Origin of the sequence: Kosakonia sp. WA-90 (assembly GCF_039871955.1) — a bacterium.
GTDB classification, from domain to species: Bacteria; Pseudomonadota; Gammaproteobacteria; order Enterobacterales; family Enterobacteriaceae; genus Kosakonia; species Kosakonia oryzendophytica.
The window spans coordinates 277,354-304,188 of the sequence record NZ_JBDPLJ010000005.1; the positions used below are offsets into that span (position 1 = coordinate 277,354).

Annotated in this window: 20 protein-coding genes, 1 rRNA gene and 1 riboswitch; of the genes, 6 read left to right on the top strand and 15 right to left on the bottom strand. The window is 53.8% G+C overall.

What is annotated here, in order from left to right; translation table 11 throughout:
- Positions 1 to 297: 297 nt before the first annotated feature.
- Positions 298 to 1,947: a glucose-6-phosphate isomerase gene (gene pgi / locus ABGA49_RS11680; protein WP_061498901.1), complete on the bottom strand. Its 1,650-nt coding sequence runs from the start codon at positions 1,945 to 1,947 to the stop codon at positions 298 to 300.
- Between the two features lie 416 nt (positions 1,948 to 2,363).
- Positions 2,364 to 2,559: riboswitch (Lysine riboswitch) on the top strand.
- A 92-nt stretch (positions 2,560 to 2,651) separates the two neighbouring features.
- Here pgi and lysC point away from each other — a divergent pair.
- Positions 2,652 to 4,001, top strand: a complete 1,350-nt coding sequence (gene lysC, locus ABGA49_RS11685) for a lysine-sensitive aspartokinase 3 (protein WP_347665581.1) — start codon at positions 2,652 to 2,654, stop codon at positions 3,999 to 4,001.
- Between the two features lie 86 nt (positions 4,002 to 4,087).
- Here lysC and ABGA49_RS11690 read toward each other — a convergent pair whose 3' ends face one another.
- From ABGA49_RS11690 to ABGA49_RS11700, 3 genes are read right to left on the bottom strand one after another with little or no spacing between them, the layout of a single operon-like run.
- Positions 4,088 to 4,879: a nucleotidyltransferase domain-containing protein gene (locus ABGA49_RS11690; RefSeq protein ID WP_347665582.1), complete on the bottom strand. Its 792-nt coding sequence runs from the start codon at positions 4,877 to 4,879 to the stop codon at positions 4,088 to 4,090.
- Between the two features lie 17 nt (positions 4,880 to 4,896).
- The gene (locus tag ABGA49_RS11695) at positions 4,897 to 6,123 is read right to left on the bottom strand and encodes an RtcB family protein (protein ID WP_347665595.1); all 1,227 of its coding nucleotides are present in this window, start codon (positions 6,121 to 6,123) and stop codon (positions 4,897 to 4,899) included.
- Entirely contained in the window at positions 6,113 to 7,255 is a 1,143-nt protein-coding gene (locus ABGA49_RS11700) for a slipin family protein (protein WP_347665583.1), read from the bottom strand. The genes ABGA49_RS11695 and ABGA49_RS11700 overlap by 11 nt, the downstream gene beginning before the upstream one ends.
- 476 nt (positions 7,256 to 7,731) lie before the next feature.
- Between ABGA49_RS11700 and rtcR the strand changes: the two genes are divergently transcribed.
- From rtcR to ABGA49_RS11715, 3 genes are all read left to right on the top strand, one after another.
- On the top strand, positions 7,732 to 9,318 hold the full coding sequence (gene rtcR, locus ABGA49_RS11705) for an RNA repair transcriptional activator RtcR (protein WP_088237215.1): 1,587 nt from the start codon (positions 7,732 to 7,734) through the stop codon (positions 9,316 to 9,318).
- 132 nt (positions 9,319 to 9,450) lie between these two features.
- The gene (gene panS, locus ABGA49_RS11710) at positions 9,451 to 10,395 is read left to right on the top strand and encodes a ketopantoate/pantoate/pantothenate transporter PanS (RefSeq protein WP_088237214.1); all 945 of its coding nucleotides are present in this window, start codon (positions 9,451 to 9,453) and stop codon (positions 10,393 to 10,395) included.
- A gap of 158 nt (positions 10,396 to 10,553) precedes the next feature.
- Complete coding sequence (locus ABGA49_RS11715; protein ID WP_061498925.1) at positions 10,554 to 10,826, top strand: DUF3811 domain-containing protein; 273 nt, start codon at positions 10,554 to 10,556, stop codon at positions 10,824 to 10,826.
- Here ABGA49_RS11715 and rluF read toward each other — a convergent pair whose 3' ends face one another.
- The 5 genes from rluF to metH all read right to left on the bottom strand — a co-directional run bounded on the left by rluF (position 10,827) and on the right by metH (position 18,834).
- On the bottom strand, positions 10,827 to 11,690 hold the full coding sequence (rluF, locus tag ABGA49_RS11720; RefSeq protein ID WP_061498928.1) for a 23S rRNA pseudouridine(2604) synthase RluF: 864 nt from the start codon (positions 11,688 to 11,690) through the stop codon (positions 10,827 to 10,829).
- Between the two features lie 171 nt (positions 11,691 to 11,861).
- Entirely contained in the window at positions 11,862 to 13,493 is a 1,632-nt protein-coding gene (locus ABGA49_RS11725; RefSeq protein ID WP_061498931.1) for a Na/Pi cotransporter family protein, read from the bottom strand.
- 165 nt (positions 13,494 to 13,658) lie between these two features.
- Positions 13,659 to 14,126, bottom strand: coding sequence for a hypothetical protein (locus ABGA49_RS11730; protein WP_088237212.1), 468 nt, complete (start codon positions 14,124 to 14,126; stop codon positions 13,659 to 13,661).
- Positions 14,110 to 14,919, bottom strand: a complete 810-nt coding sequence (locus ABGA49_RS11735) for a hypothetical protein (protein WP_245191394.1) — start codon at positions 14,917 to 14,919, stop codon at positions 14,110 to 14,112. Before ABGA49_RS11735 ends, ABGA49_RS11730 begins: the two co-directional genes overlap by 17 nt.
- A 228-nt stretch (positions 14,920 to 15,147) precedes the next feature.
- On the bottom strand, positions 15,148 to 18,834 hold the full coding sequence (metH, locus tag ABGA49_RS11740; protein WP_088237211.1) for a methionine synthase: 3,687 nt from the start codon (positions 18,832 to 18,834) through the stop codon (positions 15,148 to 15,150).
- Between the two features lie 194 nt (positions 18,835 to 19,028).
- On the opposite strand from metH, the gene iclR reads away from it, so the two are divergent.
- Together iclR and ABGA49_RS11750 are read left to right on the top strand one after the other, a co-directional pair.
- The gene (gene iclR, locus ABGA49_RS11745) at positions 19,029 to 19,853 is read left to right on the top strand and encodes a glyoxylate bypass operon transcriptional repressor IclR (protein WP_061498942.1); all 825 of its coding nucleotides are present in this window, start codon (positions 19,029 to 19,031) and stop codon (positions 19,851 to 19,853) included.
- Between the two features lie 57 nt (positions 19,854 to 19,910).
- Positions 19,911 to 20,171 carry a hypothetical protein gene (locus tag ABGA49_RS11750; RefSeq protein ID WP_347665584.1) on the top strand — a complete coding sequence of 87 codons (261 nt, stop codon included), beginning with the start codon at positions 19,911 to 19,913 and terminating at the stop codon, positions 20,169 to 20,171.
- A 1-nt stretch (position 20,172) separates the two neighbouring features.
- Here ABGA49_RS11750 and aceK read toward each other — a convergent pair whose 3' ends face one another.
- The 6 genes from aceK to rrf all read right to left on the bottom strand — a co-directional run.
- Positions 20,173 to 21,921, bottom strand: a complete 1,749-nt coding sequence (gene aceK / locus ABGA49_RS11755) for a bifunctional isocitrate dehydrogenase kinase/phosphatase (RefSeq protein ID WP_061498944.1) — start codon at positions 21,919 to 21,921, stop codon at positions 20,173 to 20,175.
- Between the two features lie 48 nt (positions 21,922 to 21,969).
- Complete coding sequence (gene aceA, locus ABGA49_RS11760; RefSeq protein WP_061498947.1) at positions 21,970 to 23,274, bottom strand: isocitrate lyase; 1,305 nt, start codon at positions 23,272 to 23,274, stop codon at positions 21,970 to 21,972.
- A 34-nt stretch (positions 23,275 to 23,308) separates the two neighbouring features.
- On the bottom strand, positions 23,309 to 24,910 hold the full coding sequence (aceB, locus tag ABGA49_RS11765) for a malate synthase A (protein WP_347665585.1): 1,602 nt from the start codon (positions 24,908 to 24,910) through the stop codon (positions 23,309 to 23,311).
- 246 nt (positions 24,911 to 25,156) lie between these two features.
- A complete protein-coding gene (gene metA, locus ABGA49_RS11770; RefSeq protein ID WP_061498952.1) occupies positions 25,157 to 26,086 on the bottom strand; it encodes a homoserine O-succinyltransferase in 930 nt (309 codons plus the stop codon).
- Between the two features lie 126 nt (positions 26,087 to 26,212).
- Positions 26,213 to 26,644, bottom strand: a complete 432-nt coding sequence (locus tag ABGA49_RS11775) for a YjaA family stress response protein (protein ID WP_061498954.1) — start codon at positions 26,642 to 26,644, stop codon at positions 26,213 to 26,215.
- A gap of 94 nt (positions 26,645 to 26,738) precedes the next feature.
- Positions 26,739 to 26,835 (bottom strand): 5S ribosomal RNA (rrf, locus tag ABGA49_RS11780); the annotation flags it as partial.

The window sequence follows — 26,835 nt, forward strand, 5'->3', positions numbered from 1 at the left end:
ATGAATAAAAAATAAATGTGATATTTATCAAACAATTAAATAATTGCAAAAAGGTGACGCAATGAGGCTAGTCCTAAAATTTATAGCAAGGGTCGACGGCGTTGACGACATTTTCGGATAAACCTGATCGTTCATTACGACATTACCGAATCAGATTATTCTTTATAATCTTTCCATAATGAAAATATCAATATTGCCATTACTTATATATCGGCAAGTTCGGGGTACCAATATATAAAACCCGGACGTAATAAATGCAGAGGAAAAAAAAGCGTCGCCGAAGCGACGCTTTCCGGATTAAGCGCGCCAGGACTTATAGCGGTTAATCAGGCCGTTGGTGGAGCTATCGTGGCTCGACACTGCGCTGGCATCGCCCAGCTCCGGCAGAATGCGGTTCGCCAATTGTTTACCCAACTCAACGCCCCACTGGTCAAAAGTGAAGATGTTGAGAATGGCACCCTGGGTGAAGATTTTGTGCTCATAGAGCGCAATCAACGCACCGAGGCTAAATGGCGTGATTTCACGCAGCAGAATGGAGTTGGTCGGACGGTTGCCTTCGAACACTTTGAACGGCACAACGTTTTCCAGCGTCGCCGGATCTTTACCCTGATCGCGATACTCCTGTTCAACCACGTCACGGGATTTACCGAACGCCAGCGCTTCGGTCTGGGCAAAGAAGTTAGACAGCAGTTTCTGATGGTGATCGGAGAGCGCATTGTGGGTTTTAGCCGGTGCGATAAAGTCACACGGCACCATTTTTGTCCCCTGATGGATCAGTTGGTAGAACGCGTGCTGACCGTTGGTGCCCGGCTCACCCCAGATGATAGGGCCTGTCTGGTAATCCACCGCGTTGCCATTACGATCAACATATTTGCCGTTGGATTCCATGTTGCCCTGCTGGAAGTAAGCGGCAAAACGATGCATGTACTGGTCATACGGCAGGATCGCTTCGGTTTCAGCACCGAAGAAGTTGTTGTACCAGATGCCGATCAACGCCAGCAATACCGGCAGGTTTTTCGAAAGCTCAGTGGTGGAGAAGTGCTTGTCCATCGCATGGGCGCCGGAGAGCAGTTCCACAAAGTTGTCGTAGCCTACAGAGAGAATGATCGACAGACCAATAGCGGACCACAAAGAGTAACGACCACCTACCCAATCCCAGAATTCGAACATATTCGCGGTGTCGATACCGAACTCGCCAACTGCTTTGGCGTTGGTGGAAAGCGCCGCAAAGTGTTTCGCTACGTGTTTATTATCACCGGCAGTTTTCAGGAACCAGTCGCGCGCGCTGTGGGCGTTGGTCATGGTTTCCTGGGTGGTGAAGGTTTTGGAAGCCACGAGGAACAGCGTGGTTTCCGGGTTCACTTTTTTCAGCACTTCAGCGATGTGGGTACCATCGACGTTAGAAACAAAGTGCATGTTGAGGTGATTTTTGTACGGGCGCAGTGCTTCGGTGACCATGAACGGGCCAAGGTCGGAACCACCGATACCAATGTTCACCACGTCGGTGATAGGTTTGCCGGTGTAACCTTTCCAGGCACCAGAAATGATCGCTTCCGAGAAAGCTTTCATTTTCTCCAGAACTGCGTTCACTTCCGGCATGACATCTTTGCCATCAACCACAATCGGCGTATTGCTACGGTTACGCAGCGCGACGTGCAGAACCGCGCGATCTTCCGTACGGTTAATTTTCTCGCCAGAGAACATGGATTTAATGGCGCCAGCCAGTTCCGTCTCTTTCGCCAGCGACAACAGGATGTTCAGGGTTTCTTCGGTGATGCGGTTTTTAGAAAAATCCACCAGCATCAAATCGTCGAACGTTGCGGAAAACTTGCCAAAACGGTCGCCATCTTTCGCGAACAACTCCGCGAGAGTAACGTCCTTCATGTCAGCGTAATGTTTCTGTAATGCCTGCCAGGCAGAGGTCTGCGTTGGATTGATGTTTTTCATAGCAATACTCTTCTGATTTGAGAATTGTGACTGCGGTCGATTGTAGCGCCTGCCAGGGAAAATTGTGATGGTTTTTGTTTCGCACCCGGTGCGCAATGCGCAAAACGCCAGCAAAAAACGGTACATTTGCGCACAACATAAGGCATTTTACTGATCACCAAAGCAGCATGAAAAATCCGCATAATCCCGTCGTTGACAGCGCACCCGCTGACGCTTTATTTATAACGACACGCTCCGCGTGCGCGTGGAGTCGATTGTGTTGTACTACCGAGCCGTGAAAGGCGAAGGTATTTATTACCAACGCATTTCGCGTTGCAGCAAGGCGGCAACTGAGCGCATCCCCGGGAGCTTACACAGGTAAGTGACCGGGGTAAGTGAAGGCAGCCAACACCGCTGCGGCGCGAAAGGCGAAGGTAATAGCCAGAAGAGGCGCGTTGCCCAGGTACACGGTGTTGGAAGAGCCAAACTGAAGAAAACACCTGAGGGGGAGCAACGCCGAGATAGCAAAACGCCTGGCAGCGTTTGTTATCGGCTACAGAGGCTGAATCCTCTGGGTTGTCACCAGAAACGTTCCCAGTCGGGCGTTTCGCAAGGTGGAGCACTTCTGGGGAAATCGTAGTTGTTTTGTTATCTGCGCCCACCCCGTTTTTCGCTCTTCCCTTGTGCCATGGCTGAAATAGTGGATCCCCTGACACGAGGTTGTTATGTCTAATTTAGTTGTCGCCAAATTCGGCGGCACCAGCGTTGCCGATTATGATGCCATGAACCGTAGTGCGGACGTGGTGCTTTCCGATTCCGATGTTCGCCTGGTGGTGCTCTCCGCCTCTGCGGGCGTGACCAATCTGCTGGTCGCGCTGGCAGAAGGACTGGAGGCCAGTGAACGGTTCGTCAAACTCGATGCTATTCGTAAAATTCAGTTCGATATTCTGGAGCGGATGTCCAACCCGGACGTGATCCGCGAAGAGATTGAACGCCTGCTGGAAAACATCAGCACGCTTGCAGAAGCTGCCTCGCTTGCTACCTCCACCGCCCTGACCGATGAACTGGTTAGCCACGGCGAGTTGATGTCGACCCTGCTGTTTGTTGAAGTGCTGCGTGAACGCAGTGTACAGGCGCTGTGGTTTGATGTGCGTAAAGTCATGCGTACCAGCGATCGTTTTGGCCGCGCCGAGCCGGATGTCCCTGCGCTGGCGGAACTGACTGCGCAGCAGCTTGCACCTCGCCTTACCGACGGTCTGGTGATCACTCAGGGCTTTATCGGAAGCGAAGCCAAAGGTCGCACCACTACGCTGGGCCGTGGCGGCAGCGACTACACCGCCGCGCTTCTCGGTGAAGCGTTGCACGCAACGCGTGTCGACATCTGGACCGACGTCCCCGGTATTTACACCACCGATCCGCGTGTCGTGCCAGCGGCAAAACGTATTGATGAAATCGCCTTTGAAGAAGCGGCAGAAATGGCGACCTTTGGTGCGAAAGTGCTGCATCCTGCCACACTGCTGCCTGCGGTACGCAGTGATATCCCGGTATTTGTGGGGTCCAGCAAAGAGCCTAAAGCCGGTGGCACGCTGGTGTGCAATAAAACCAACAACCCGCCGCTGTTCCGTGCATTGGCGCTGCGCCGCAAACAAACGCTGCTGACATTGCACAGCCTGAATATGCTGCACTCCCGCGGTTTCCTTGCGGAAGTATTCGGCATTCTGGCGCGGCATAACATCTCCGTCGATTTGATCACCACTTCCGAAGTGAGCGTGGCGCTGACGCTGGATACCACTGGCTCAACGTCTACGGGCGATACATTACTCACGCAGGGGTTGCTGACAGAACTCTCATCACTGTGCCGCGTGGAAGTGGAAGAGAACCTGGCGCTGATCGCGCTGATTGGCAACGATTTGTCGAAAGCGTGCGGCGTGGGTAAAGAGGTGTTTGGCGTGTTGGATCCGTTCAACATCCGCATGATTTGTTACGGTGCATCCAGCCATAACCTCTGCTTCCTGGTGCCGGGCGCAGAAGCCGAGCAAGTGGTGCAGAAACTGCACCATAATCTCTTTGAGTGACAGGCGATGCTGCCGGAGGGTGACTTCGCGTTACCCAGCCTGCGGGAGTAAGCAGGCTGGGTAAGTGCAGCACTCTCCGGCAACGTTCACGAAGAAGACAACACGGTCTGGTACAACAACTGATCGAGATCGCTCACCTTACCGCTACGGCTCTCCGGCAGCACGTCCGGTACTTCACCGCGCGCCAGTTCCGTTTTGATAAAGTCGTGCAATACAGGGCGTCGCGGGCCGTATTGCGCTTCTCCCGCCCGCTGTTTTAACACCAGCAATTCATCGATTTCCGCACGCAGGGGAGCGCCCAGGTTGCTGCCCTCCAGCAGAGTGGCAAAACGCATCGGCGGCATTCCTTTGCCGGCTTCTATCCAGCGCACTGCCAGCAACGGGCGCAGCACATAGAAATATTTCTTCAGCCGCACCGTTTCTCCTTGCAAATAACCATGAAAGTTTTTCTTCGCCATCGAATAGTAATGCCAGCGTGCTCTGACCGGTGAAAACCAGTGCGGCACCTGCGTACGCAGCGCCGCCAGCGTGGCATCCTCCTGCTGATAAACCACCGGTGAATCCAGCCATTCGATTAAGGTCGGGTTAGCGCTTTTCAGCAACCCCAGCGCTTTGCGCCACTCCCAACCACACACATCCAGCTCATCGTCTATGGGCAGTTCTATGACATCGCGCTGCGGTTCAACCCGCAGATACCACTGGGGTTCATGAACATACAAAAACCGCACATCGTAGTCACTGTCTGGCGACGCAAACCCCCAGCCACGACTCCCGGACTCGCAGGCATACAGCACTTTTATGCGGTATTTCCGCTCCACCTCGCATAACGTTTGCCGCACGCGTTCTCGCATGGCGGTGTCAACCCCTTGATATTCCATGCTGGTTATCCTTCTTTTTATCCTTTTACACACACCACCTGACGCAAGGTATGCACCACTTCCACCAGCGAGGCCTGCGCCGCCATCACGGCATCAATATCTTTGTAAGCCATCGGGATCTCATCGATCACATCGCTGTCTTTACGGCACTCCACATGCGCAGTGGCGCGGATCTGATCATCCACCGTAAAACGTTTTTTCGCCGCCGTACGGCTCATGGTCCGTCCGGCGCCGTGGCTACAGGAACAGAAACTCTCTTCATTACCCAGCCCGCGGACAATAAAGCTTTTCGCCCCCATCGAACCAGGAATGATCCCCATCTGCCCTTTTTGCGCCGAAACCGCACCTTTACGCGTGACCCATACCGCTTCACCAAAGTGCGTCTCTTTTTGCACATAGTTGTGGTGACAATTTACGGCTTCCTGCTGCGTCATAAAGGGTTTGGTGACGGTCTTCGACAGTACAGCCAGTACCCGCGCCATCATCACTTCACGGTTATGGCGGGCAAAATCCTGCGCCCACTCCACCGCTTCCAGATAGTCATCATAGTGTTTGCTACCTTCCTGAAAGTAAGCCAGGTTTCTATCCGGCAGGTTCGCAATATGCTGCTGCATATCTTGCTGCGCCAGAGTAATAAACACATTACCAATGGCGTTCCCGACACCACGCGACCCGCTGTGCAACATCACCCATACACGCTGCTGTTCATCCAGACATATTTCAATAAAGTGGTTACCGGTTCCCAATGTACCCAGATGCTGATGATTATTGGTTTTCAACAATTGGGGGTATTTCTCCGTTAAACGCTGAAAACGCGGTGCCAGCAAAGCCCAGTGGTTATTCACTTCCTGGGGCGGATTTTCCCAGGCGCCTTTATCACGCTTCGCACGGTTCACCGAACGGCCATGCGGTACGGCCTGCTCGATGGCGCTCCGCAATCCGCTCAGGTTGTCCGGTAGATCCCCCGCCAACAGCGAGGTGCGTACCGCAATCATGCCGCAGCCAATATCCACGCCAACCGCCGCCGGGATAATCGCCCCTTTGGTCGGGATCACACTGCCGATGGTCGAGCCTTTTCCCAGATGTACATCTGGCATCACCGCCAGATGTTTGAAGATAAATGGCATTTTTGCCGTCTTCAGCAGTTGCTCACGCGCTTCCGGTTCTACCGGTACGCCGTGGGTCCACATTTTCACCGGCGCGGTGTTCTCCTGCGCCAGCAACTGATAATCGTTATTTTGCATCATGGCTTCCTTTGATGTTCACAAGGCCGTGTAATACCTGATCCAGACCACCGAAGACCGAGATCTTATCGATGCGTTCCGCTACACGTTCCAGGGTTTCCAGCTCTTTCAGGCGCAATGCTACCGGGTTGCTTTCCATCACTTTTGCTGTGTTCAGTAACGAACGGGTCGCGGCAGTTTCTTCCCGGCGGCGGATCACGTTGGCCTGCGCCGATTTTTCCGCTTCCACTAAACGCGACAGAATGGTTTTCATCTCACCGGGTAAAATGATGTCCTTAACACCCAGCGATGCCACCTCAATCCCAAACGCCGCCATACGACCCGCCACCTGCGCGCTAACGGCTTCATCAATGATTTGCTTATCTTCCAGCAGCTCATCAAGGGTGCGCGTTCCCACCGCTTCACGCAGGGCAAACTGCAACTCACGATAGAGGTGCTCCAGCGGTTTGCTTAACTGCGCAAACGCGCTCAGGACATCGGTATAACGCCAGTTCGCCGCCAGGTTCAGGCGCAGCGTTACTTTGTCTTTGGTGAGGATCTCCTGGCCGCTCACCTCAAGCTCCTGCAAGCGCAGATCCACCACGTCCGCTTCGACCAGGTGGTTCACTTTCCAGTAACCGCTTAAACCTGCCGGTAAGAGTCCCTGTGTTGCGCCATCCACTTTTAAAACACCCACATGCCATGCCGGCACCTGTACCGCCAGAATGTTGTCGCGACCTTTTACCGTAGTACCGCGCTTCGGCTGTAACACCGCGTTGAGGATCTCTGTCGGCACGCTCACGTCACGCGTATCCATGCGCACCAGTTTCAGCGTTTCATCCGCTTTCCAGTACAGGCGGCGCGTAGAGGGCGGCAGGATCTCCTGCAATACGCCATCCCGGTACAGCGCACCCGCTTCATGCGTATCCATATCGGCCACCAGGCAGTAACGCTCAACCCATTGCGGCTGAAAACGACGCAGGTACTCCGCCAGACCTTCCGCCACGTCGCTGCCGTCAATATTCACCACCAGCAGCTCGGGCTTGTTGAACCATGGCTGGCGGTGCTCACCGGCTTCCAGCACCTGATAATAGTCGCCCTCTTTCGCCAGCAGACCTAACTGACCTTTACGTATTGTGATTTTGTTGGTCATGATTCTCTCCTAAATCGTGTTTTGCCTTAACGACCGCGGATGCAGGGGCGAAACCGCAGGGGAAACGGTGTTTTGCCTGCCGCCCGGCGCCGTTACCGGCGGTCGTTGGGGGTAGCCATGTACAGCTGGCTACCGGGTACTGCATCATGGTTATCTCAAAGGATAATGGGCTGCGAATTCGGGATTCGAACCCGATTGAAAACCGACTTTTCGCACATGTCTTTCTGCTGACGGAACGCCCCCTGGATAACGACTTACGCCGTTCCCGGTGCGCCGGCGGGGAGTGTTACCCCCTGCGGACCCAGCATGCTGACAGGGTAGTTACTGCCAGATACGTGCCAACATAAAAAATCCGCCAGATAAATTTTTAATTTATTGATAAATAAATATTTTATTTTTAACAACGTGCAGAGCGGTTGCGCATCAGGAAGGTATTTTTTATCCTTTAATATCTATTTTTATCTTTTAGGATAAACATGAAACGTCGGGTGGTGATTGGTGTCCTGGGTACGGTGCTGGATAAACGGGGAAAGCGGCAAAACCGCTTTCGCAAATGGCGGCCAACGGTAGGGCTATGTCAGCAGCCAGATTTTCCTGTCGATCGTCTCGAACTGCTGCATCAACCGCGGGATAAAGGGCTGGCGCAACAGGCTGCGGACGATATTGCGCAACTCTCCCCCCATACCCGCGTTCGCATGCATGCGGTGACGATTAAAGATCCCTGGGATTTTGAAGAGGTGTATGCCGCCTTTCTCGATTTCGCCACGCACTATCCGTTCGATACGGATAACGAAGAGTATCTGGTGCATATCACCACCGGGACGCACGTCGCACAAATCTGTTGGTTTTTGCTGACGGAAGCGCGTTATCTGCCCGCCAGCCTGTTGCAAACCGGCCCGGCGGCAAAAGGTTCGTCTGATGAGGCGATCGCCGCTGGCGTCTGTTCGGTGATCGATCTCGATTTAAGCCGTTACGCCACGTTAACCAGCCGTTTCCAGCGTGAACAACAGCAATCGGTGTCGTTTCTCAAATCCGGCATTGATACCCGCAACACCACCTTTAACCGGCTTATCGATCAGATTGAACGCGTCGCGCTGCGTTCAACGGCACCCATTCTGCTCACAGGCCCCACCGGTGCGGGCAAATCGTTTCTGGCAAAGCGTATTTTCCAGCTACGCCAGTCACGCCATCTGGTGCCGGGGCGACTGGTGGCGGTGAACTGCGCGACGCTGCGCGGCGATAACGCCATGTCGACGCTGTTCGGTCATGTGAAAGGTGCCTTTACGGGCGCACAACAGGCACGTACTGGCCTGCTGCGTGAAGCAGATGGCGGCGTACTGTTTCTCGACGAAATCGCCGAATTAGGGCTGGATGAGCAGGCCATGCTGCTAAAAGCGATTGAAGAGAAAACCTTTTTTCCCTTCGGTGCCGATAAAGAAGTACACAGCGACTTCCAGTTGATTGCCGGAACCCACCGGAATATGCAGCAGTGGGTGGATGAAGGGCGCTTTCGTGAAGATCTCTATGCGCGTATCAATATGTGGACGTTCGCGCTGCCGGGGCTGGCGGATCGCCGGGAGGATATCGCCCCCAATATTGAGTATGAGCTGCAACGCTTTGCGCTGGAGCAACAGACACAAATCCGTTTCGATAAAGATGCCCGTGAGCGCTACCTGGCTTTCGCCTGTTCACCACATGCGGCATGGCGGGGAAATTTCCGCGAACTCAGTACGTCGATTGCGCGCATGGCCACGCTGGCCGAGCAAGGGCGCATTACGCTCGCGCTGGTCGATGAAGAACTACAGCGCTTGGAGCATCACTGGCGCGGCACACCGGTCTCTTCCACGCTGCCGCTGGATCTCAGCACGCTTGATCTCTTTGATCAACGCCAGTTGGAAACCGTGATCGACATTTGCCGCCGCAGTCAGACGCTGTCGGAAGCCGGGCGCGAACTGTTTGCGGTTTCCCGGCAGAAAAAGGCGAACCCAAATGATGCGGATCGCCTGCGCAAATACCTTGCCCGCTTCGGGTTAAGCTGGGAAAGCGTGCGCAGCGCAACATAAAACATCTTCATCATAATTCGTTTGAATAATATTCCTTAGCACGATAAACAATAACTATGGTCGGGCCCGATCCCGACCCTTATTACAAAAAAGACAACACGACACGACATAACAATCGCAAGGAATAGATACATGCTCGCAACTCTCACGCGGCTGTTCCCGTTATGGGCACTGCTGCTCTCTGTTCTCGCCTATTACTTCCCACCGACCTTTATCGCCATCGGCCCGTGGGTAACCACGCTGCTAATGCTGATCATGCTGGGTATGGGCGTGCACCTGAAAATCGATGACTTCAAACGCGTTCTGGCACGCCCGGCACCGGTCGCAGCAGGGATTTTCCTGCACTATCTGGTGATGCCACTGGCGGCATGGCTATTAGCGTTACTCTTTAAAATGCCGCCGGATCTCTCCGCCGGAATGGTACTGGTCGGTAGCGTCGCCAGCGGAACAGCGTCAAACGTGATGATTTATCTGGCAAAAGGCGACGTGGCGCTATCCGTGACTATCTCGTCGGTTTCCACCCTGGTTGGCGTGATTGCGACGCCGCTACTGACGCGGTTGTATGTGGATGCGCATATTCAGGTGGATGTGATGGGAATGCTGCTAAGCATCCTGCAAATTGTAGTGATCCCGATTGGCCTTGGGCTGGCAATCCACCACCTGTTCCCACGCCTGGTCAAGGCCGTGGAACCCTGGCTGCCTGCGTTCTCGATGGTCTGCATTCTGGCGATTATCAGCGCAGTGGTTGCTGGTTCCGCCGCGTATATTGCATCGGTAGGTCTGGTGGTTATCGCCGCGGTGATCCTGCATAACAGCATCGGTCTGCTCGGGGGTTACTGGGGCGGGCGTCTGTTCGGGTTTGACGAGTCTACCTGCCGCACGCTGGCCATTGAAGTGGGGATGCAGAACTCCGGCCTTGCGGCCGCACTCGGGAAAATTTACTTCTCGCCGCTCGCGGCACTGCCTGGCGCACTGTTCTCCGTCTGGCACAATCTTTCCGGCTCGCTGCTGGCGGGTTACTGGTCTGGTAAACCGGTGGAAGGGCGGAAAACAGAAGTGGTGACAGAGCACGAATAACCGATCTGCCAGGCTTGTCCGATACGGTGCTCTGCGCATCACGTGTAAAATGACCGTTTATCGGCAACGTGGGGGCGCTTTCGAGAGTTGTGCGCCCCGCACATAGACAATACCTGGACATCGCGTACACTCGAAATACATCCCAGGGAGAGAGTCTTATGGCACTGACCAGATTGACGCAAAAAGAGATGACAGAGAGTGAGCAGCGGGAGTTGAAAACGCTGCTCGACCGCGCGCGCATCGCACACGGGCGCCCGCTCAGCAACTCTGAAGCGAATCACGTAAAGAAAGAGTACATCGATAAACTGATGGCGCAGCGTGAAGTGGCTGCGAAGAAAGCCCGCCAGGTGAAAAAACAGCAGGCTTATAAACCGGACGAAAATACAACGTTTTCCTGGTCTGCGAACACCTCAACGCGCGGCAGACGCTGATTAGCGCCCTTTCTTTTTTCGCCCCGGTTGGGTAAAGCGTTTGCCCGCCGGTTTGGCCCGGCTTTTCTCTTCGGGCTTTGCCACTTTCACCGCAGGTTTTTTCGCCGCCTGCGGTTTCGCTTTTGCTTTCGGCTTCGCTTCTGAGGTTGAATTTTCAATCAGCTTAAACAGCGTAATCAACTCATCATCCGTAAGATCGCGCCACTCCCCTGGCGGCAACCCGGTCAGGCTGACGTTCATAATGCGCGTGCGTTCCAGCTTAGTGACGTCATAACCAAAGTGTTCGCACATACGGCGGATCTGGCGGTTCAGCCCCTGAACCAGCGTGATGCGGAAGGTAAACGGTGCTTCTTTCTTCACCTTGCACTTTTTGGTTACCGTGCCGAGGATCGGTACACCTGCCCCCATACCGCGCACAAACTCATCGGTAACCGGCTTATTTACCGTGACCAGATACTCTTTCTCATGGTCATTGCCGGCACGCAGGATTTTATTCACCAGATCGCCGTGGTTCGTGAGAAAAATCAGCCCCTGAGAATCTTTGTCTAACCGACCGATAGGGAAGATTCGGCTGCTGTGATTAACGAAATCAACAATATTGTCTTTTTCGCCATCTTCCGTCGTACTGACAATGCCAACGGGCTTATTCAACGCGATAAACACCAGATCTTCTTCGTTTCGCGGCTCGATAAGTTGACCATTCACTTTTACAACATCTCCGGCGACAACCTGATCGCCAATACCGGCGCGCTTGCCGTTAATAAAGACATTGCCCTGTTCGATGTAACGGTCAGCCTCGCGGCGTGAGCAAATCCCGCTTTCGCTGATGTATTTGTTTAAACGTGTTGATTGGGTTGGCAGCATACATTCTCCTGTAAAAGCGGAATATAACTGGCTTCCGGGAGAGATAAAAATGGATTTTTACGCCATATAATCGAATTTGTGCACTACCGCAGTAAAAGTGGGTTTTTTAGCTCAACACAATGAGCGATAAAAACCAGACAAGCCGTGCCCGTGGGCACGGCACAACACGGGTCAATTCTCGTCGCGTTCGTCGTCTTCATCCGGTTGTTCCAGCACACTGTAGGCCACGGAACAGAACAGGGAGTTCAGGCGTTTCATGTCACCCAACAAGCCAAGGTGCAGCGAACTGGTTTCAATGCTCTGCACGTTTTGCTGATGCAGACGCTCAACGTGTGCATGTGAGAAACGGCGATTCATAATGCGGAAACGGTGCTTGCTGCGGCGCAGGCGGCGAGCACTGGAGATATCGCTGGAGAAAAATACCGACATCGCCAGTTTCAGATTCCCCACCAGCCGTTCGTGCAGCGCATCCAGTTCTTTCAGCCCCTCAAGGGAGAAAGCACGCCGCGCCGCCAGTGATTTGTCCGCAATGTCACTGCCCATTCGCTCGACAATATCGGCAGCCTGCTCAAGGTTGAGCGACATTTCGATAATTTCCGCCCAGCGCTTTGACTCCTCCTCCGCCAGTTCTCCCTGAGGAATGCGCGCCAGATAAAGTTTGATCGCGGTATACAGCACGTTGACGTCATCGGCCTGTTTACGCAGTTCTTTTCCCTGTCGCGGTTCACCGTGCATCACTTTATGCAGCCCTTCCAGCATCAACTCCATCGCATCGCCCATACGCAGCGTTTCCCGGGCGGCATTGGCCAACGCAAGGGTTGGGGTATCCAGCGCGGAACTGTCGAGATGCTTCGGTTTAAGACGCGTATCCAGTTCCGGTTCTTCGCGGATGATCCGTTTACAGAACTGCGCCATCGGTCCGGCAAACGGCACCATCGCCAGGCAGCGGATCAGGTTGTAGAAAACGTGGAAATAGATCACCAGTTCCGCTTCCGGGAGCGGCAGTTTTTGCATCGACGTCGCCAGCATATGCACAAACGGCAGAATAATCAGGCTCCCCACCAGCTTAAACAGCAAGCTGCCGAGCGCTACACGGCGAGCCGCAGCATTGGCGGCACTGTTATTCAGCATTGCCAGCAAACCGGAGCCGAGATTTGCGCCGATCACCAGGCACAGTGCCACCGGGAAAGAGATAATACCGGCGGTGGTCAGCGTCGCCGTGAGCAACACCGCCGCCAGGCTGGAGTAACTGATGATGGCGAAGACTGCGCCAATCAGCGCGTCGAGCATGATGTCGCCCGTCAACGACGCAAAAATCACCTGTACGCCATTCGCCTGCGTAATTGGCGTGACCGCCTGCACAATCAGTTCCAACGCCAGCAGGATCAACCCCAGGCCGATACTGACGCGACCCAGTTGCCCTTCGCGGGTTTGCTTACGTCCGAGAAAGAAAATCACGCCGAGAAAAATCAGCAGCGGCGACAGCCAGGAGAGATCGAACGTTAAAATACGCGCCATTAAGGCGGTCCCGACGTCCGCGCCGAGCACGATCACTAATGCCGGGGTAAGCGCCACCAGATCCTGCGCCACAAACGAGGTCACCAGCATCGTGGTGGCGTTACTGCTTTGCACCAGCGCGGTAACACCGATGCCCGCACAGAACGCGAGCGGTTTTTTTTCAACACTTCGGCTGAGAACCGTGCGTAAACGCGCGCCGAACACGCGCATCACACCAGTACGGACAATATGGGTCCCCCATACCAGCAGGGCCACAGCGGAAAGCAGATGGAGCAAAGTCAACACAGGGTCCGGTCCTCCTTATCGTTATGCGTTGCGTGTTACCCACGAAGATAACGTCAACATTATGAAGTAAGTATAAGGCGTTAAAGCCGGGAAAAACGCAGGACGCCGAGCTGACGCCCTCTGAGTTGTAAGGGAAAATGACAATTTTGTGACAGAAACGGAGATTTAGCCGGTAATCATGGAATCAGCGTGCGGAACGGGATGGCGTTTGGCCCATACCACCGAACCAATTTTCAACGCTTCCGACACAAAAAACAGCAGGAATGCTCCCCACGCGGCACTATAACCAGTGAAGTGCATAAACAACGGGATCAACGCTAACGAACATTTTAACGACAATAAACGGGCTATTTCCTGCCCAATAAAGAAGATACTATGAATATCTTTTTTCACAATCAACGACCAGCATGAAAAAAACAACGAGACGATCAGTGCGATATTTATAAAAAACATCACCTGAATAATTACCCCCATCAAACCACTGGCACCCAACTGTGAAAAATGGGTATAAAAACTGCTTATATCGGAATAAAAAGGGACATTGCCACTTTGCAGCGAAAAGTAGAAATAACTGACTAATGCCAGCCCATCCATAATTCCCCAAAAGACCAATACGTTATTTTTTAAACTCATAATCCTCATCACATACACCTGGAATCCATTGCCATGATTGGCCCGATTGCGCCCTGGCATCCTCCCCTTGTGGATATTTCTGGGATACTGTGCGCTTCTCGCCATAACGCCGGATAACCGAACGGGTAAAGAGGATTTCGCGAGTATCCGATGTCACGCTGTCCGGGATGGGCGTCCATAACTGAACGCTGTTACGCGCGGTATTCATATAATCCTTACCCTCGGAGCCAAATACCCGCCCTTCATCAGCCATGCTGGTTGCCCGGTTGATCATCATCATCGCCGCGTTTTTCACGCCAGGGTAATCATTTTCACTGTTTTTCCAGTAGCCAGGCCCATACTCCGGCGTCACTGGCGCAAAGCCGCTACGCGTTGGCGCCGGGCGGCCATGCATCGCCACGCTGTCTTTAAAACCGTTCAGAATCGTTCTGATAAACACGGCGTTAAACGACAGAGGTTGCACACAAAACAGATCACCATTCTCGGCAATAAAGAAAGGATAATAGAAGCGGCTACGCGTACTGACATTCGGTCGCGCGACCACCACCACGCCTTTATCCACCAGACTATCAATATGTTTTTCTTTTTGATGACCTAACGGATCGTGCGGCAATCCATATTTAAAACCGTGATGTCGCTTTATGGTATAACCGTCGATGCTGCCCAAAATATTATTCGGGCTGCTCTCAATAAAATATTCCTTTTTGATTATATTTTTCGCGATATCCGGGGCCAGGATGTTTTCAAAATCCTTCGGCAATAGATTTCTTTTCCTTATATCATAAATATCCATTTCATAACACCTAAGTTAAATTTATGACAATTAAATGAAGCGCAAAAGAGTAAGCAATCTTGCCTTTTAGCCGAACGACTATCATACGCATGAAGGTGAACAAGGGTCTAAGAAAATATCCACTTTTAAGAATGTTCTTAGTTTCAATTTGTATTATGTTTGCTTCACAATTGTTTCGCACAAATGAAATAACAATGAAAAAGGGCATTAAAAAATGCCCTTCTGGAATCAGTCCGCATCGTAGCCTAAATTGGGTGCCAGCCAGCGTTCAACTTCCGCCACCGACATGCCTTTGCGCCGTGCATAATCTTCAACCTGATCCCGCTGCAACTGCGCCACAGCAAAATACTTGCTGTCCGGGTGGCTGAAATACCATCCGGAAACGGACGCGCCAGGCCACATCGCAAAAGACTCCGTCAGCTTCATGCCGGTATGCTTTTCCACATCCAGCAGTTGCCAAATCGTCCCTTTCTCAGTGTGTTCCGGACAAGCGGGGTAGCCGGGAGCCGGGCGGATCCCTTGATAATTTTCACGGATCAGTTCGTCATTGCTGAGGTTTTCAGTGGGTGCATAGCCCCAGTACACTTTACGTACCCGCTCGTGCAAATATTCGGCAAACGCTTCAGCCAGACGATCGGCGACGGCTTTCACCATGATTTTGTTGTAATCGTCATGCGCCGCATCGTAGGCCTCTGCCAGCGCATCTTCCTCAAGCCCACCAGTCACCGCGAACGCACCGATGTAGTCCGCTTTGCCGCTCTGTTTTGGCGCAACGAAATCCGCCAGACAGTAGTTAGCAAAGCCCACTTTTTCTGTTTGCTGACGCAGATGACAACCCACTGTCAGAACCTGTGTGCGGGTTTCGTCGCGATAAATTTCAATGTCATCGCCCACGCGATTCGCCGGGAACAGCCCCACCACTCCGCGTGGATTGAGCAGCTTTTCCGCACTCAGTTTATCGAGCATCTCATTCGCATCGGCAAACAAGCGTTTTGCCTCTTCACCCACCACCTCATCTTCCAGAATGCGCGGGTATTTCCCTGCAAGCGACCAGGTCATAAAGAACGGTGTCCAGTCGATATAGTTGCGCAGCGTCTCAATGCTGGCGGTCACGTCCTGCACGCCCAGCCGGTGCGCCACTGGCGGCGTATAGCTTGCCCAGTCGAAAGCCAGGTCGTTCTCCCGCGCTGCCTGCAAAGTCACCGGCGGTGTACGCGGTTTTTTACGCGCGTGCTGGATGCGCACGGTTTCATACTCTTTCCGGGTGCGAGCCACAAAATCATCATGCTGGGTGTCGGACAGGAGGGAAGCCACCACGCCCACGGTGCGCGACGCGTTCTGCACATATACCGTCGGCCCGCTATAGTTTTGCTCGATTTTCACCGCCGTGTGCGCTTTCGAGGTGGTCGCACCGCCTATCAGTAGCGGAATGGTAAAGCCCTGGCGTTCCATCTCTTTCGCCACGTTAACCATTTCGTCCAGCGACGGAGTGATAAGACCGGAGAGACCAATCAGGTCAGCGTTTTCTTCACGCGCGGTCTTCAGGATCTTGTCGGCAGGCACCATCACGCCAAGATCGATAATCTCGTAGTTGTTACATTGCAGCACCACACCAACGATGTTTTTCCCGATATCGTGCACGTCGCCCTTCACTGTGGCGATCACCATCTTGCCGTTGCTCTTACCCTGCTCTTTGCTGGCTTCGATATACGGCTCCAGATACGCGACCGCTTGCTTCATCACGCGGGCAGATTTCACCACCTGCGGCAGGAACATTTTCCCTTCACCGAACAGATCGCCGACCACGTTCATGCCATCCATCAGCGGCCCCTCGATCACTTCAATCGGGCGCGCAGCCTGTTGGCGGGCTTCTTCGGTATCCAGTTCAATAAATTCCGTAATGCCTTTTACCAACGAATATTCGAGGCGTTTTTTCACATCCCAATTGCGCCATTCCGCTTGTTGCGCATTAGCGCCGTCGTCGGCGGCTTTACTGCCGCGGTATTTCTCTGCCAGTTCGAGCATACGTTCCGTCGCATCGTCGCGGCGGTTGAGGATCACATCTTCTACGCCATCACGCAGTTCCGCAGGGAGATCGTCGTAGATAGCCAGTTGCCCGGCGTTGACGATACCCATGTCCATACCGTTGCGAATGGCGTAATAAAGGAACACGGCGTGGATCGCCTCACGCACCGGATCGTTACCACGGAAAGAGAACGACACGTTAGAGACGCCGCCAGAGATGAGTGCATGCGGCAGTTCGCGCTTGATATCTTCACATGCGCCAATAAAGTCCTGTGCGTAGTTGTTATGCTCTTCGATACCGGTTGCGACAGCAAAAATGTTCGGGTCGAAGATAATGTCTTCCGGCGGGAAGCCCACCTCTTCAGTGAGGATGTGGTAAGCGCGGCGGCAGATTTCGATTTTGCGCTCGCGAGTATCCGCCTGACCTACTTCGTCAAACGCCATCACCACCACCGCCGCGCCGTAGCGGCGAACCCGCTTCGCATGGTGAATAAAGGACTCAACCCCTTCTTTCATCGAGATGGAGTTGACGATGCCTTTGCCCTGAATGCATTTCAGCCCTTTTTCAATCACCTCCCATTTGGAGGAGTCGATCATGATCGGCACCCGGGCAATATCCGGCTCACCGGCAATCAGGTTGAGGAAACGCACCATCGCCGCTTCCGCGTCGAGCATCCCTTCATCCATGTTGATGTCGATGATTTGTGCGCCACTTTCCACCTGCTGACGCGCCACGTCCAGCGCTTCGCTGTATTTTTCTTCTTTAATCAGACGTTTGAATTTAGCGGAACCGGTGACGTTGGTACGTTCGCCCACGTTCACAAACAAGCTGTCGTCACCAATGTTCAGCGGTTCGAGCCCCGCCAGACGACAGGCGACAGGCACGTCCGGCAACTTACGCGGCGGCAAACCGGCAACCGCGCGGCTCATGGCAGCGATATGCTCCGGCGTAGTGCCGCAGCAGCCACCGACAATATTCAGGAAGCCCGCTTGCGCCCATTCTCGGATCTGCGTGGCCATGGTGTCGGCATCCAGATCGTACTCGCCGAAGGCGTTCGGCAGACCGGCGTTCGGGTGCGCGGTAACGTAGCATTCCGCAATGCGCGACAGTTCCTGCACGTACTGGCGTAATTCATCCGGCCCCAGGGCGCAGTTCAGGCCGAAGGTGAGCGCATCGGCGTGGCGCAGTGAGTTATAAAATGCTTCGGTCGTCTGACCGGAGAGCGTACGCCCGGACGCATCGGTAATGGTGCCGGAAATCATGATCGGCAGTTCGACGCCCAGCGCATCGAACTCCTCTTTAACGGCGAAGATCGCCGCCTTGGCATTCAGCGTGTCGAACACCGTTTCGATAAGGATCAGGTCCGATCCGCCTTCCACCAGCGCTTTGGTTGACTCACGATAAGCGGCGACCAGTTGATCGAACGAGATGTTACGAAACGCCGGATCGTTCACATCCGGTGAGATAGAGGCAGTGCGGTTGGTTGGGCCAAGCACCCCCGCCACGTAACGCGGCTTGTCCGGGGTTTGTGCAGTCCACTTGTCCGCGCTGGCACGGGCCAGTTTGGCTGCGGCAAAGTTGATCTCCGCCGACAGGGATTCCATCTGGTAATCCGCCATGGCGATGGTCGTTGAGTTGAAGGTATTGGTTTCGATGATGTCGGCACCCGCCGCAAAGTAGGCGTCATGGATGGCGGCAATCACCTCCGGCTTGCTGAGCACCAGCAAGTCGTTGTTACCTTTCAGATCGCAGGGCCAGTCGGCGAAGCGCTCGCCGCGAAAATCCTGCTCACTCAAACGGTAGCTCTGGATCATGGTGCCCATGCCCCCATCCAGAACCAGAATTCTTTCGTTTAATTGCTGTTTCAGTTGCTCAACTTTGCTGCTCACACGTGCTCCCGACAACGCTCAATCAGGCCAAAAGGCCAGCAGGACATACTGGCACAAAGTAACAGACCGGAAAAGCGGCGCTGGGTTAACATGAGAGATGTTCAGCATCACTCATCCGATCAGTCTGCAACGGAGTTGCGTTATACTCACTTAAAACGAAAATTATTTCCACGATACAGAAAAAGGAGCCAGCCATGGTTGCTTCCGTTCCCGCTAAACGGGGTAGAAAAGCCACGACTCCCGCCGCACCGGCCGGTGGGCAAGTCCAGTCACTGACCCGCGGCCTGAAACTGCTGGAATGGATAGCCGAATCCCACGGCAGCGTCGCACTGACCGAACTGGCGCAACAGGCGGGTTTGCCGAACTCCACTACCCACCGTTTACTGACCACCATGCAACAACTGGGCTTTGTTCGCCAGGTTGGCGATCTGGGCCACTGGTCGGTGGGGGCGCATGCGTTCATCGTTGGCAGCAGCTTTTTGCAAAGCCGCAACCTGATGGCCATTGTGCACCCGATCCTGCGTAAATTAATGGAGGCGTCCGGGGAAACGGTCAACCTTGCCGTACTGGATCAAAGCGATCATCAGGCAATTATTATCGATCAAGTGCAATGTACCCAACTGATGCGCATGTCAGCGCCCATTGGCGGTAAATTGCCGATGCATGCTTCCGGCGCGGGTAAAGCGTTTTTAGCCAATCTGAATGATGAACAGGTCAGCAGCTTACTGCACCGTAAAGGGCTGCATGCTTACACCCATGCGACGCTGGTTTCGCCAGTGCACCTGAAAGAGGATCTCGCCCAGACGCGCAAACGGGGCTACTCGTTCGATGATGAAGAGCATGCGCTCGGCCTGCGCTGCGTGGCGTCTTGTATTTATGACGAACACGGCCAGCCGTTTGCGGCTATCTCTATCTCCGGGCCGCTGTCGCGCATTACCGACGATCGTGTGACGGAACTGGGCGCGATGGTGATCCGCGGGGCAAAAGAGGTTACCCTGGAATTTGGAGGAATGCGTTAACTTCAAAAAGTTATATACCGCCCGTCCATTTTTTACTCGTCTTACGAGATATGTCCGATGACCATGGAAGTTCACGAGCGCCGTCCGGTCCGGGCGCACTATACACGCTGGGCGGCGGCCGCTGCCCGGTATTTACGCCAAAAGGGTTGCACGCCAGACACCATTTCGCTGTTCAGCATTGTCCTTGCGCTGCTCTCTTGTCTCGGCTTCCTCGCCGTCTGGCGGGTTGAGAATATTACCCTGCAGCGCGGTCTGCTGCTGTTCGCCTGTTTGGCCGCCCCCATTTTCTTCCATGTGGTGCGTTACTACTTTACCTGACCTATCCCGCCTGCCGTAGCGCGGTTGCGCCAAAGCGTACGCTAAAGCGCTGACGCCTGCGGTAGGCGTAAACATCTTCCACATGCCCGTTGCGGATGCGCATTTGCAGCCCGCGCCAGTAGTCAGCACGTAATAAATCAGCGTGCATCTCCTCAAACAGTGGGCCAATTTTCGGGTCGGCGCACAGCCAGTGACGAAACTCCTCCGGGAAAACATCTCCAGGGGCAACGCTGTACCAGGGCTCAGCGCTGAGCTCATCTTCCGGATAACGCGGCGCAGGGATATCGCGAAAATTCACTTCGGTCATATAGCAAATTTCGTCGTAGTCATAGAACACCACCCGCCCGTGTCGAGTGACGCCGAAATTTTTAAATAACATATCGCCGGGGAAGATATTGGCGGCGGCCAGTTGGCGAATAGCATTGCCGTACTCTTCCACCGCATCGCGCAGTTGCTGGCCTGTGACCTGCTCAAACCACAGGTTGAGCGGCACCATCCGCCGCTCAATATAGAGATGGCTTATCGCAATGCGATCGCCGAGATCGGTGATCTTGCCCGGTGCCTGCTCCTGTAATAACGCCATTAATGCCGGTGAAATTTGCCGCTTTTCCAGTACGAAGTTTTCAAACTCTTGCGTATCGGCCATGCGCCCGACGCGATCGTGTTCTTTAACCAACTGATAGCAGGCGCGGACATGAGCCGCACTCATCTCCTTTTGCGGCGGGAACACGTCCTTGATCACCTTGAATACCCGATCGAAGCCCGGCAGTGTAAATACCAGCATCACCATACCGCGGATCCCCGGCGCTTCAATAAATTGCTCATCGCTGGCGTTGATGTAGTTCAGATACTCGCGATAGCTTTCCGTTTTGCCATGTTTCTGGCAGCCAATCGCCATGTACAACTCTGCGGTGGTCTTTCCGGGGAGGATTTCACGCAACCACTCCACGGTAGCAGCAGGCAGCGGGGCATAGACCATAAAATAGGAACGGGCGAAACCAAACACGATACTCGCCTCGGCGTGGGTGGTCAGGCAGGTATCAACAAACAGTTCCCCGTCATCACTGCGATGAATCGGCAGCAAAAAGGGCAGCGTCGCGGCAGGCGTGATCAGCTTACCGACCAGCCAGGCCGCTTTGTTACGGTAGAACAGCTCATTTGCGACCTGCAAATGCGACTGGTTCAGGGTTTCCGGGCCAAATGCATCCGTCAGATGCGCCGCGATATAGCCGACATCACGTGCTTTATCCTGCCAGGGCAGACGCAACGGCAAATCAGACAGGACTTTGGTCAGCAGTGCCTCCCAGCCTCGCTCCGGCCAGAATGCTTTCGCCAGCGGGCGTGGAATGGTGCGAAAACGCCGCTCGGGCTGCGAACTGAAGATAAACAAGCGTTCCGGCGTCAGTGAACGGTGATCAAACAGGCGGCAATAGACGGAGTTAAAGAAACTTTCGGCAATTTCAAAGCGTGGGTAGTCCGGCAATAATTGAGTGTAGTGCTCTTTTACCCGCAACAGGAAAGCGGCATCCGGGCTTTGGCTGTCTGTGATGCAGCGCAACTGTTCCACCACCAGTCCCACATGATGATCATAGAGGTGGATACGCTGTTTCATGGCCTGCTGGACGGCCTGCCAGTCTGCCTGCTCAAAGCGCTGCTGCGCGCCGGAGGTCACTTCCAGAAACCGCCCATATTGAGCATCAAAGCCCTGTAAGATCGTTTGTGCAATCAGCAGTTCCAGGCCACGCGACATAGTTTTCCCTCATTGGTCCCTCCCCCCGGTGGGGAGAGGGAGAACAGATCAGAACTGTGCTTCTTCCGTCGACCCGGTCAGCGCGGTGACCGAAGAGGTTCCGCCCTGAATAATGGTGGTCACCTTATCGAAGTAGCCCGTACCGACCTCCTGCTGATGCGAAACAAAGGTATAGCCCTCTTTACCTGCCGCGAACTCTGGCTGTTGCACCTTCTCAACATAGTGTTTCATCCCCTCACCTTGTGCATAAGCGTGAGCCAAATCGAACATGTTGAACCACATGCTGTGGATGCCCGCGAGGGTAATAAACTGGAATTTGTACCCCATGTCCGACAGCGCCTGCTGGAAACGCGCGATGGTGCTGTCATCGAGATTTTTCTTCCAGTTAAACGATGGCGAACAGTTGTAGGCCAGCAGTTTGCCCGGGAATTTCGCGTGGATGGCTTCGGCGAAACGGCGGGCCATCTCAAGATCCGGCGTTGACGTTTCGCACCACACCAGATCGGCGTACGGCGCATACGCCAGGCCACGGCTGATGGCTTGTTCGATACCAGCGTGGGTACGATAGAAACCTTCACTGGTGCGTTCACCGGTAATAAAAGCGCTGTCATACGGGTCGCAGTCGGAGGTCACCAGATCGGCGGCATCGGCGTCGGTACGGGCAACCAGTAAGGTTGGTACGCCAAGCACATCCGCAGCAAGACGTGCGGCGACCAGTTTCTGCACCGCTTCCTGGGTGGGTACCAGCACTTTCCCGCCCATGTGACCGCATTTCTTCACCGAGGCAAGCTGGTCTTCGAAGTGAACGGCCGCAGCACCGGCTTCGATCATCGATTTCATCAGTTCAAATGCGTTCAGCACCCCACCAAAACCGGCTTCGGCATCGGCAACAATTGGCAGGAAATAATCGACAAAGCGCGGATCACCGGGCTCAATACCTGCCGCCCACTGAATCTGGTCCGCACGGCGGAACGTGTTATTGATGCGCTCCACCACCGATGGCACCGAGTTTGCCGGATACAGCGACTGGTCCGGATACATGCTAGAGGCCAGGTTTGCATCTGCCGCCACCTGCCAGCCGGAGAGATACACAGCTTCAATACCCGCTTTCGCTTGTTGCAGTGCCTGGCCACCTGTCAATGCACCAAGGCTGTTGATATACCCTTTTTTCGACTCGCCATGCAGCAAGCGCCACATTTTGGCGGCACCGAGTTGCGCCAGCGTACATTCCGGGTTTACCGAGCCACGTAATTTCACCACCTCTTCCGCCGTATAGGGGCGGCGAATGCCTTCCCAGCGCGGTTGTGTCCACTCTTTTTGTAATGCTTCGATTTGTTGGGTACGGGTTTTCATATACAGATGCTCCATAGTGTGACAGGTGGGTGAATTACGCTAACAGGCGATAGCCAGGCAACGTCAGGAAATCGATCAGTTCATCGGAGGTAGTGATCTGCTCCATCAGGCGTGCGGCATCATCAAACCGCCCGCTGCTAAAGCGGTGTTCACCCAACTCTTCCTGAATAACCAGCATCTCTTCAGCCAGCATCTGGCGGAACAGTGCTTTGGTCACCGCTTTGCCGTTGCTCAGCGTTTTTTCGTGGTGGATCCATTGCCAGATGGAGGTACGGGAGATTTCTGCTGTGGCGGCATCTTCCATCAGTCCGTAAATCGGCACACAACCGTTACCAGAGATCCACGCTTCGATGTACTGCACCGCCACACGAATGTTGGCGCGCATGCCTTCTTCTGTGCGTTCGCCTTCACAAGGTGCCAGCAGTTGATCAGCGGTGATCGGCGCATCCTCTTCACGGCTCACCGATAACTGATTTTTGTTGTCGCCCAGTGCCGCGTTAAACACCTCCATCACCGTGTCGCCAAGACCCGGGTGGGCAATCCACGTACCGTCATGACCGTTTTTGGCTTCAAGTTCTTTATCTGCCTTAACCTTATTCAGTACCCAGTTATTACGTTCTGTATCTTTACTGGGGATAAACGCCGCCATGCCGCCCATGGCAAATGCACCGCGACGATGACAGGTTTTGATCAGCAGGCGGGAATAAGCGCTCAGGAATGGTTTGTCCATCGTCACGACCTGGCGATCGGGCAGAACGCGGTCCGGGTAATTTTTTAACGTTTTGATATAGCTGAAAATATAATCCCAGCGCCCGCAATTAAGCCCGACGATATGGTCGCGCAGGGCATGCAGGATCTCATCCATCTGGAATACCGCTGGCAGGGTTTCAATCAACAATGTTGCTTTAATTGTGCCGCGCGGCAGGTTAAAGCGGTCTTCCGTAAAGCTAAAGACCTCACTCCACCATGCCGCTTCTTGCCAGGACTGGGTTTTTGGCAGATAGAAATAGGGACCGCTGCCTTTGGCGAGCAGGTTTTTATGGTTGTGAAAAAAGTAGAGTGCAAAATCAAACAGGCTGCCGGGGATGGCTTCTTCACGCCAGGTGACGTGCTTCTCTGGCAAGTGCAAACCGCGAACGCGGCAAACCAGTACCGCCGGGTTGGGCTTGAGTTGATAGATTTTGCCTGCCTCGTTGGTATAGCTGATGGTACCGTTAACCGCATCACGCAGGTTGATCTGCCCGTCGATCACTTTTTCCCAGTTCGGTGCCAGCGAATCTTCAAAATCCGCCATAAACACTTTTACATTCGCGTTGAGTGCATTGATCACCATTTTCCGCTCAACCGGCCCGGTGATCTCCACCCGACGATCGAGCAAATCGTCTGGGATACCCCGGATAGTCCAGTCGCTTTCACGAATGGAAGCTGTTTCCGAAATAAAACCAGGCAACGTTCCGGCATCGATCTGCTGTTGCTGGCGCAGTCGCGCAGCCAATAACTGATTGCGTTTTGGCGTAAAGCGGGTGACCAGCTCACTCAGAAATTCCACCGCCGCGGGTGTGAGGATCTGCTTTTCCTGCTCGCCATAGGGCTGCGTAAAGGCCAGTTCATCGGTTGTTGTCGCCTGTTGTGTCATGGTACGGCTCCTCATTTATGCATCGAAGACATTTCCCAATGCGAACGAAGATCGGGTGTGCAGTTTTCGTTCAGCAGGATCAATCCTGGCCAATTCTTTTTCCAAAATCAAAAACAATTTCCATTTTTAATTTAAAATGAATTTAACTTGCTGATAACATTGGAATTATATTTTTAGGCTGCTGTGAAGTGATTTTCGGAAATAAAAAAGGCGCCCGAAGGCGCCTGGAATGCAGGGCTGAAACGCTTAATCCAGTGTCGGATTCATATGACTCAGATCGAATGGCGTAATCTGGTAGACGTAGTAGTTAAGCCAGTTGATGAACAGCAAATTACCATGACTACGCCAGGATGCGTGCGGCGTGTTCTGCGGATCGTCTTTCGGGAAATAGTTGTACGGCAATTCCGGACTCAGACCGGCATCTACATCGCGGAAGTACTCATTCGCCAGTGTGTTGGCATCGTATTCCGGATGCCCCGTGACAAAGGCAATACGTTTGTCCTTGCTGGCAAACAGATAGGCATCTCCGCCTTCGGTTTCCGCAAGAATATCCAGATCGGTGTAATCACGGATCAATACGGCCGGGAAGTCGGCATAACGGGAGTGGGGAGCCAGAAATACATCATCAAACCCACGGGTCAGTAAAGCATGAGGATGAAGAATGCGATGTTCGTATACGCCTGAAAGTTTTTCGCTGCGGGTCTGCTTAGGAATGCCATAGAGGATGTTTAGTGCGGCCTGAACCGCCCAACAGACAAACAGCGTTGAGGTGACGTGATCTTTTGCCCACTCCAGAACCTGCTCGATTTGAGGCCAGTAGGCAACATCGTTGAACTCCACCAACCCTAACGGTGCGCCGGTGACGATCAAACCATCGTAGTTTTCGTGGCAGATCTCATCGAAGTTGCAATAAAAGGTGTTCAGGTGTTCGGCGGGCGTATTGCGCGACTCGCGTGAGTCGATACGCAGCAGACGCACATCCACCTGCAGCGGTGAGTTCGACAGCAGGCGCAGGAACTGGTTTTCCGTCTCAATTTTTTTCGGCATCAGGTTGAGGATAAGCACCTTCAGCGGACGAATTTCCTGAACTGTTGCGCGTGAGGTCGTCATTACAAAGACATTCTCATCACGTAAGAAGTTGACGGCTGGCAGCTCGTCCTGCACCCGAATCGGCATAACTTATATCCTCACTGCATACGTTTAAACGTTTAGACATCCAGATAGCCGAAGATACCCAGGAATTGTCAAAATGTCGAGATCGCAAGTGGAAGGTGAGAAATTTTCACGTCCCGCCCCGTTGGTTTAGCGAATGATTTCACCGTTGCGGCCTCTTGCCGGAACGGTTTTTTTAGCCTGACTCAGGGCCGCCAGTACTTGTTGATCGCTGAGGGGAGTCGGGCTGGCAATGACCTGCGGGCTGCGACATTTACCATGCGATGCACCAAATGTCATTTCAAGGATAGCGCGCTCTTCGACGGCAGACAGGCCACCTTCGTTCATTTCTAACGCATGTGACAGGATTTCGAGGCGCCCCATGCCGGGAAGCAGGCTCTGCCAGAAAGAACGAGGAATCAACTGTTGGATGAGGTCATGCAACAGTTTTTCGGCGAGGAAGAAATCGGCGACCAGGATCCGCTGATTGCTGAAAGCTTTCTGGCCGGAAACGTGTTGATGGGTATTAAGATTGCGTACAACCATGCGGTTTTTATAAAGTTGGACATACAGAACAGCCATGGCGACTTCCTTTAGCAGTTTTTTAGCAGTCAGTGCAGGCTAAACAATAGCAAAAAGGCCCAGTCTTCCGACTGGGCCTTCTGCTTAATTTGATGCCTGGCAGTTCCCTACTCTCGCATGGGGAGACCCCACACTACCATCGGCGCTACGGCGTTTCACTTCTGAGTTCGGCATGGGGTCAGGTGGGACCA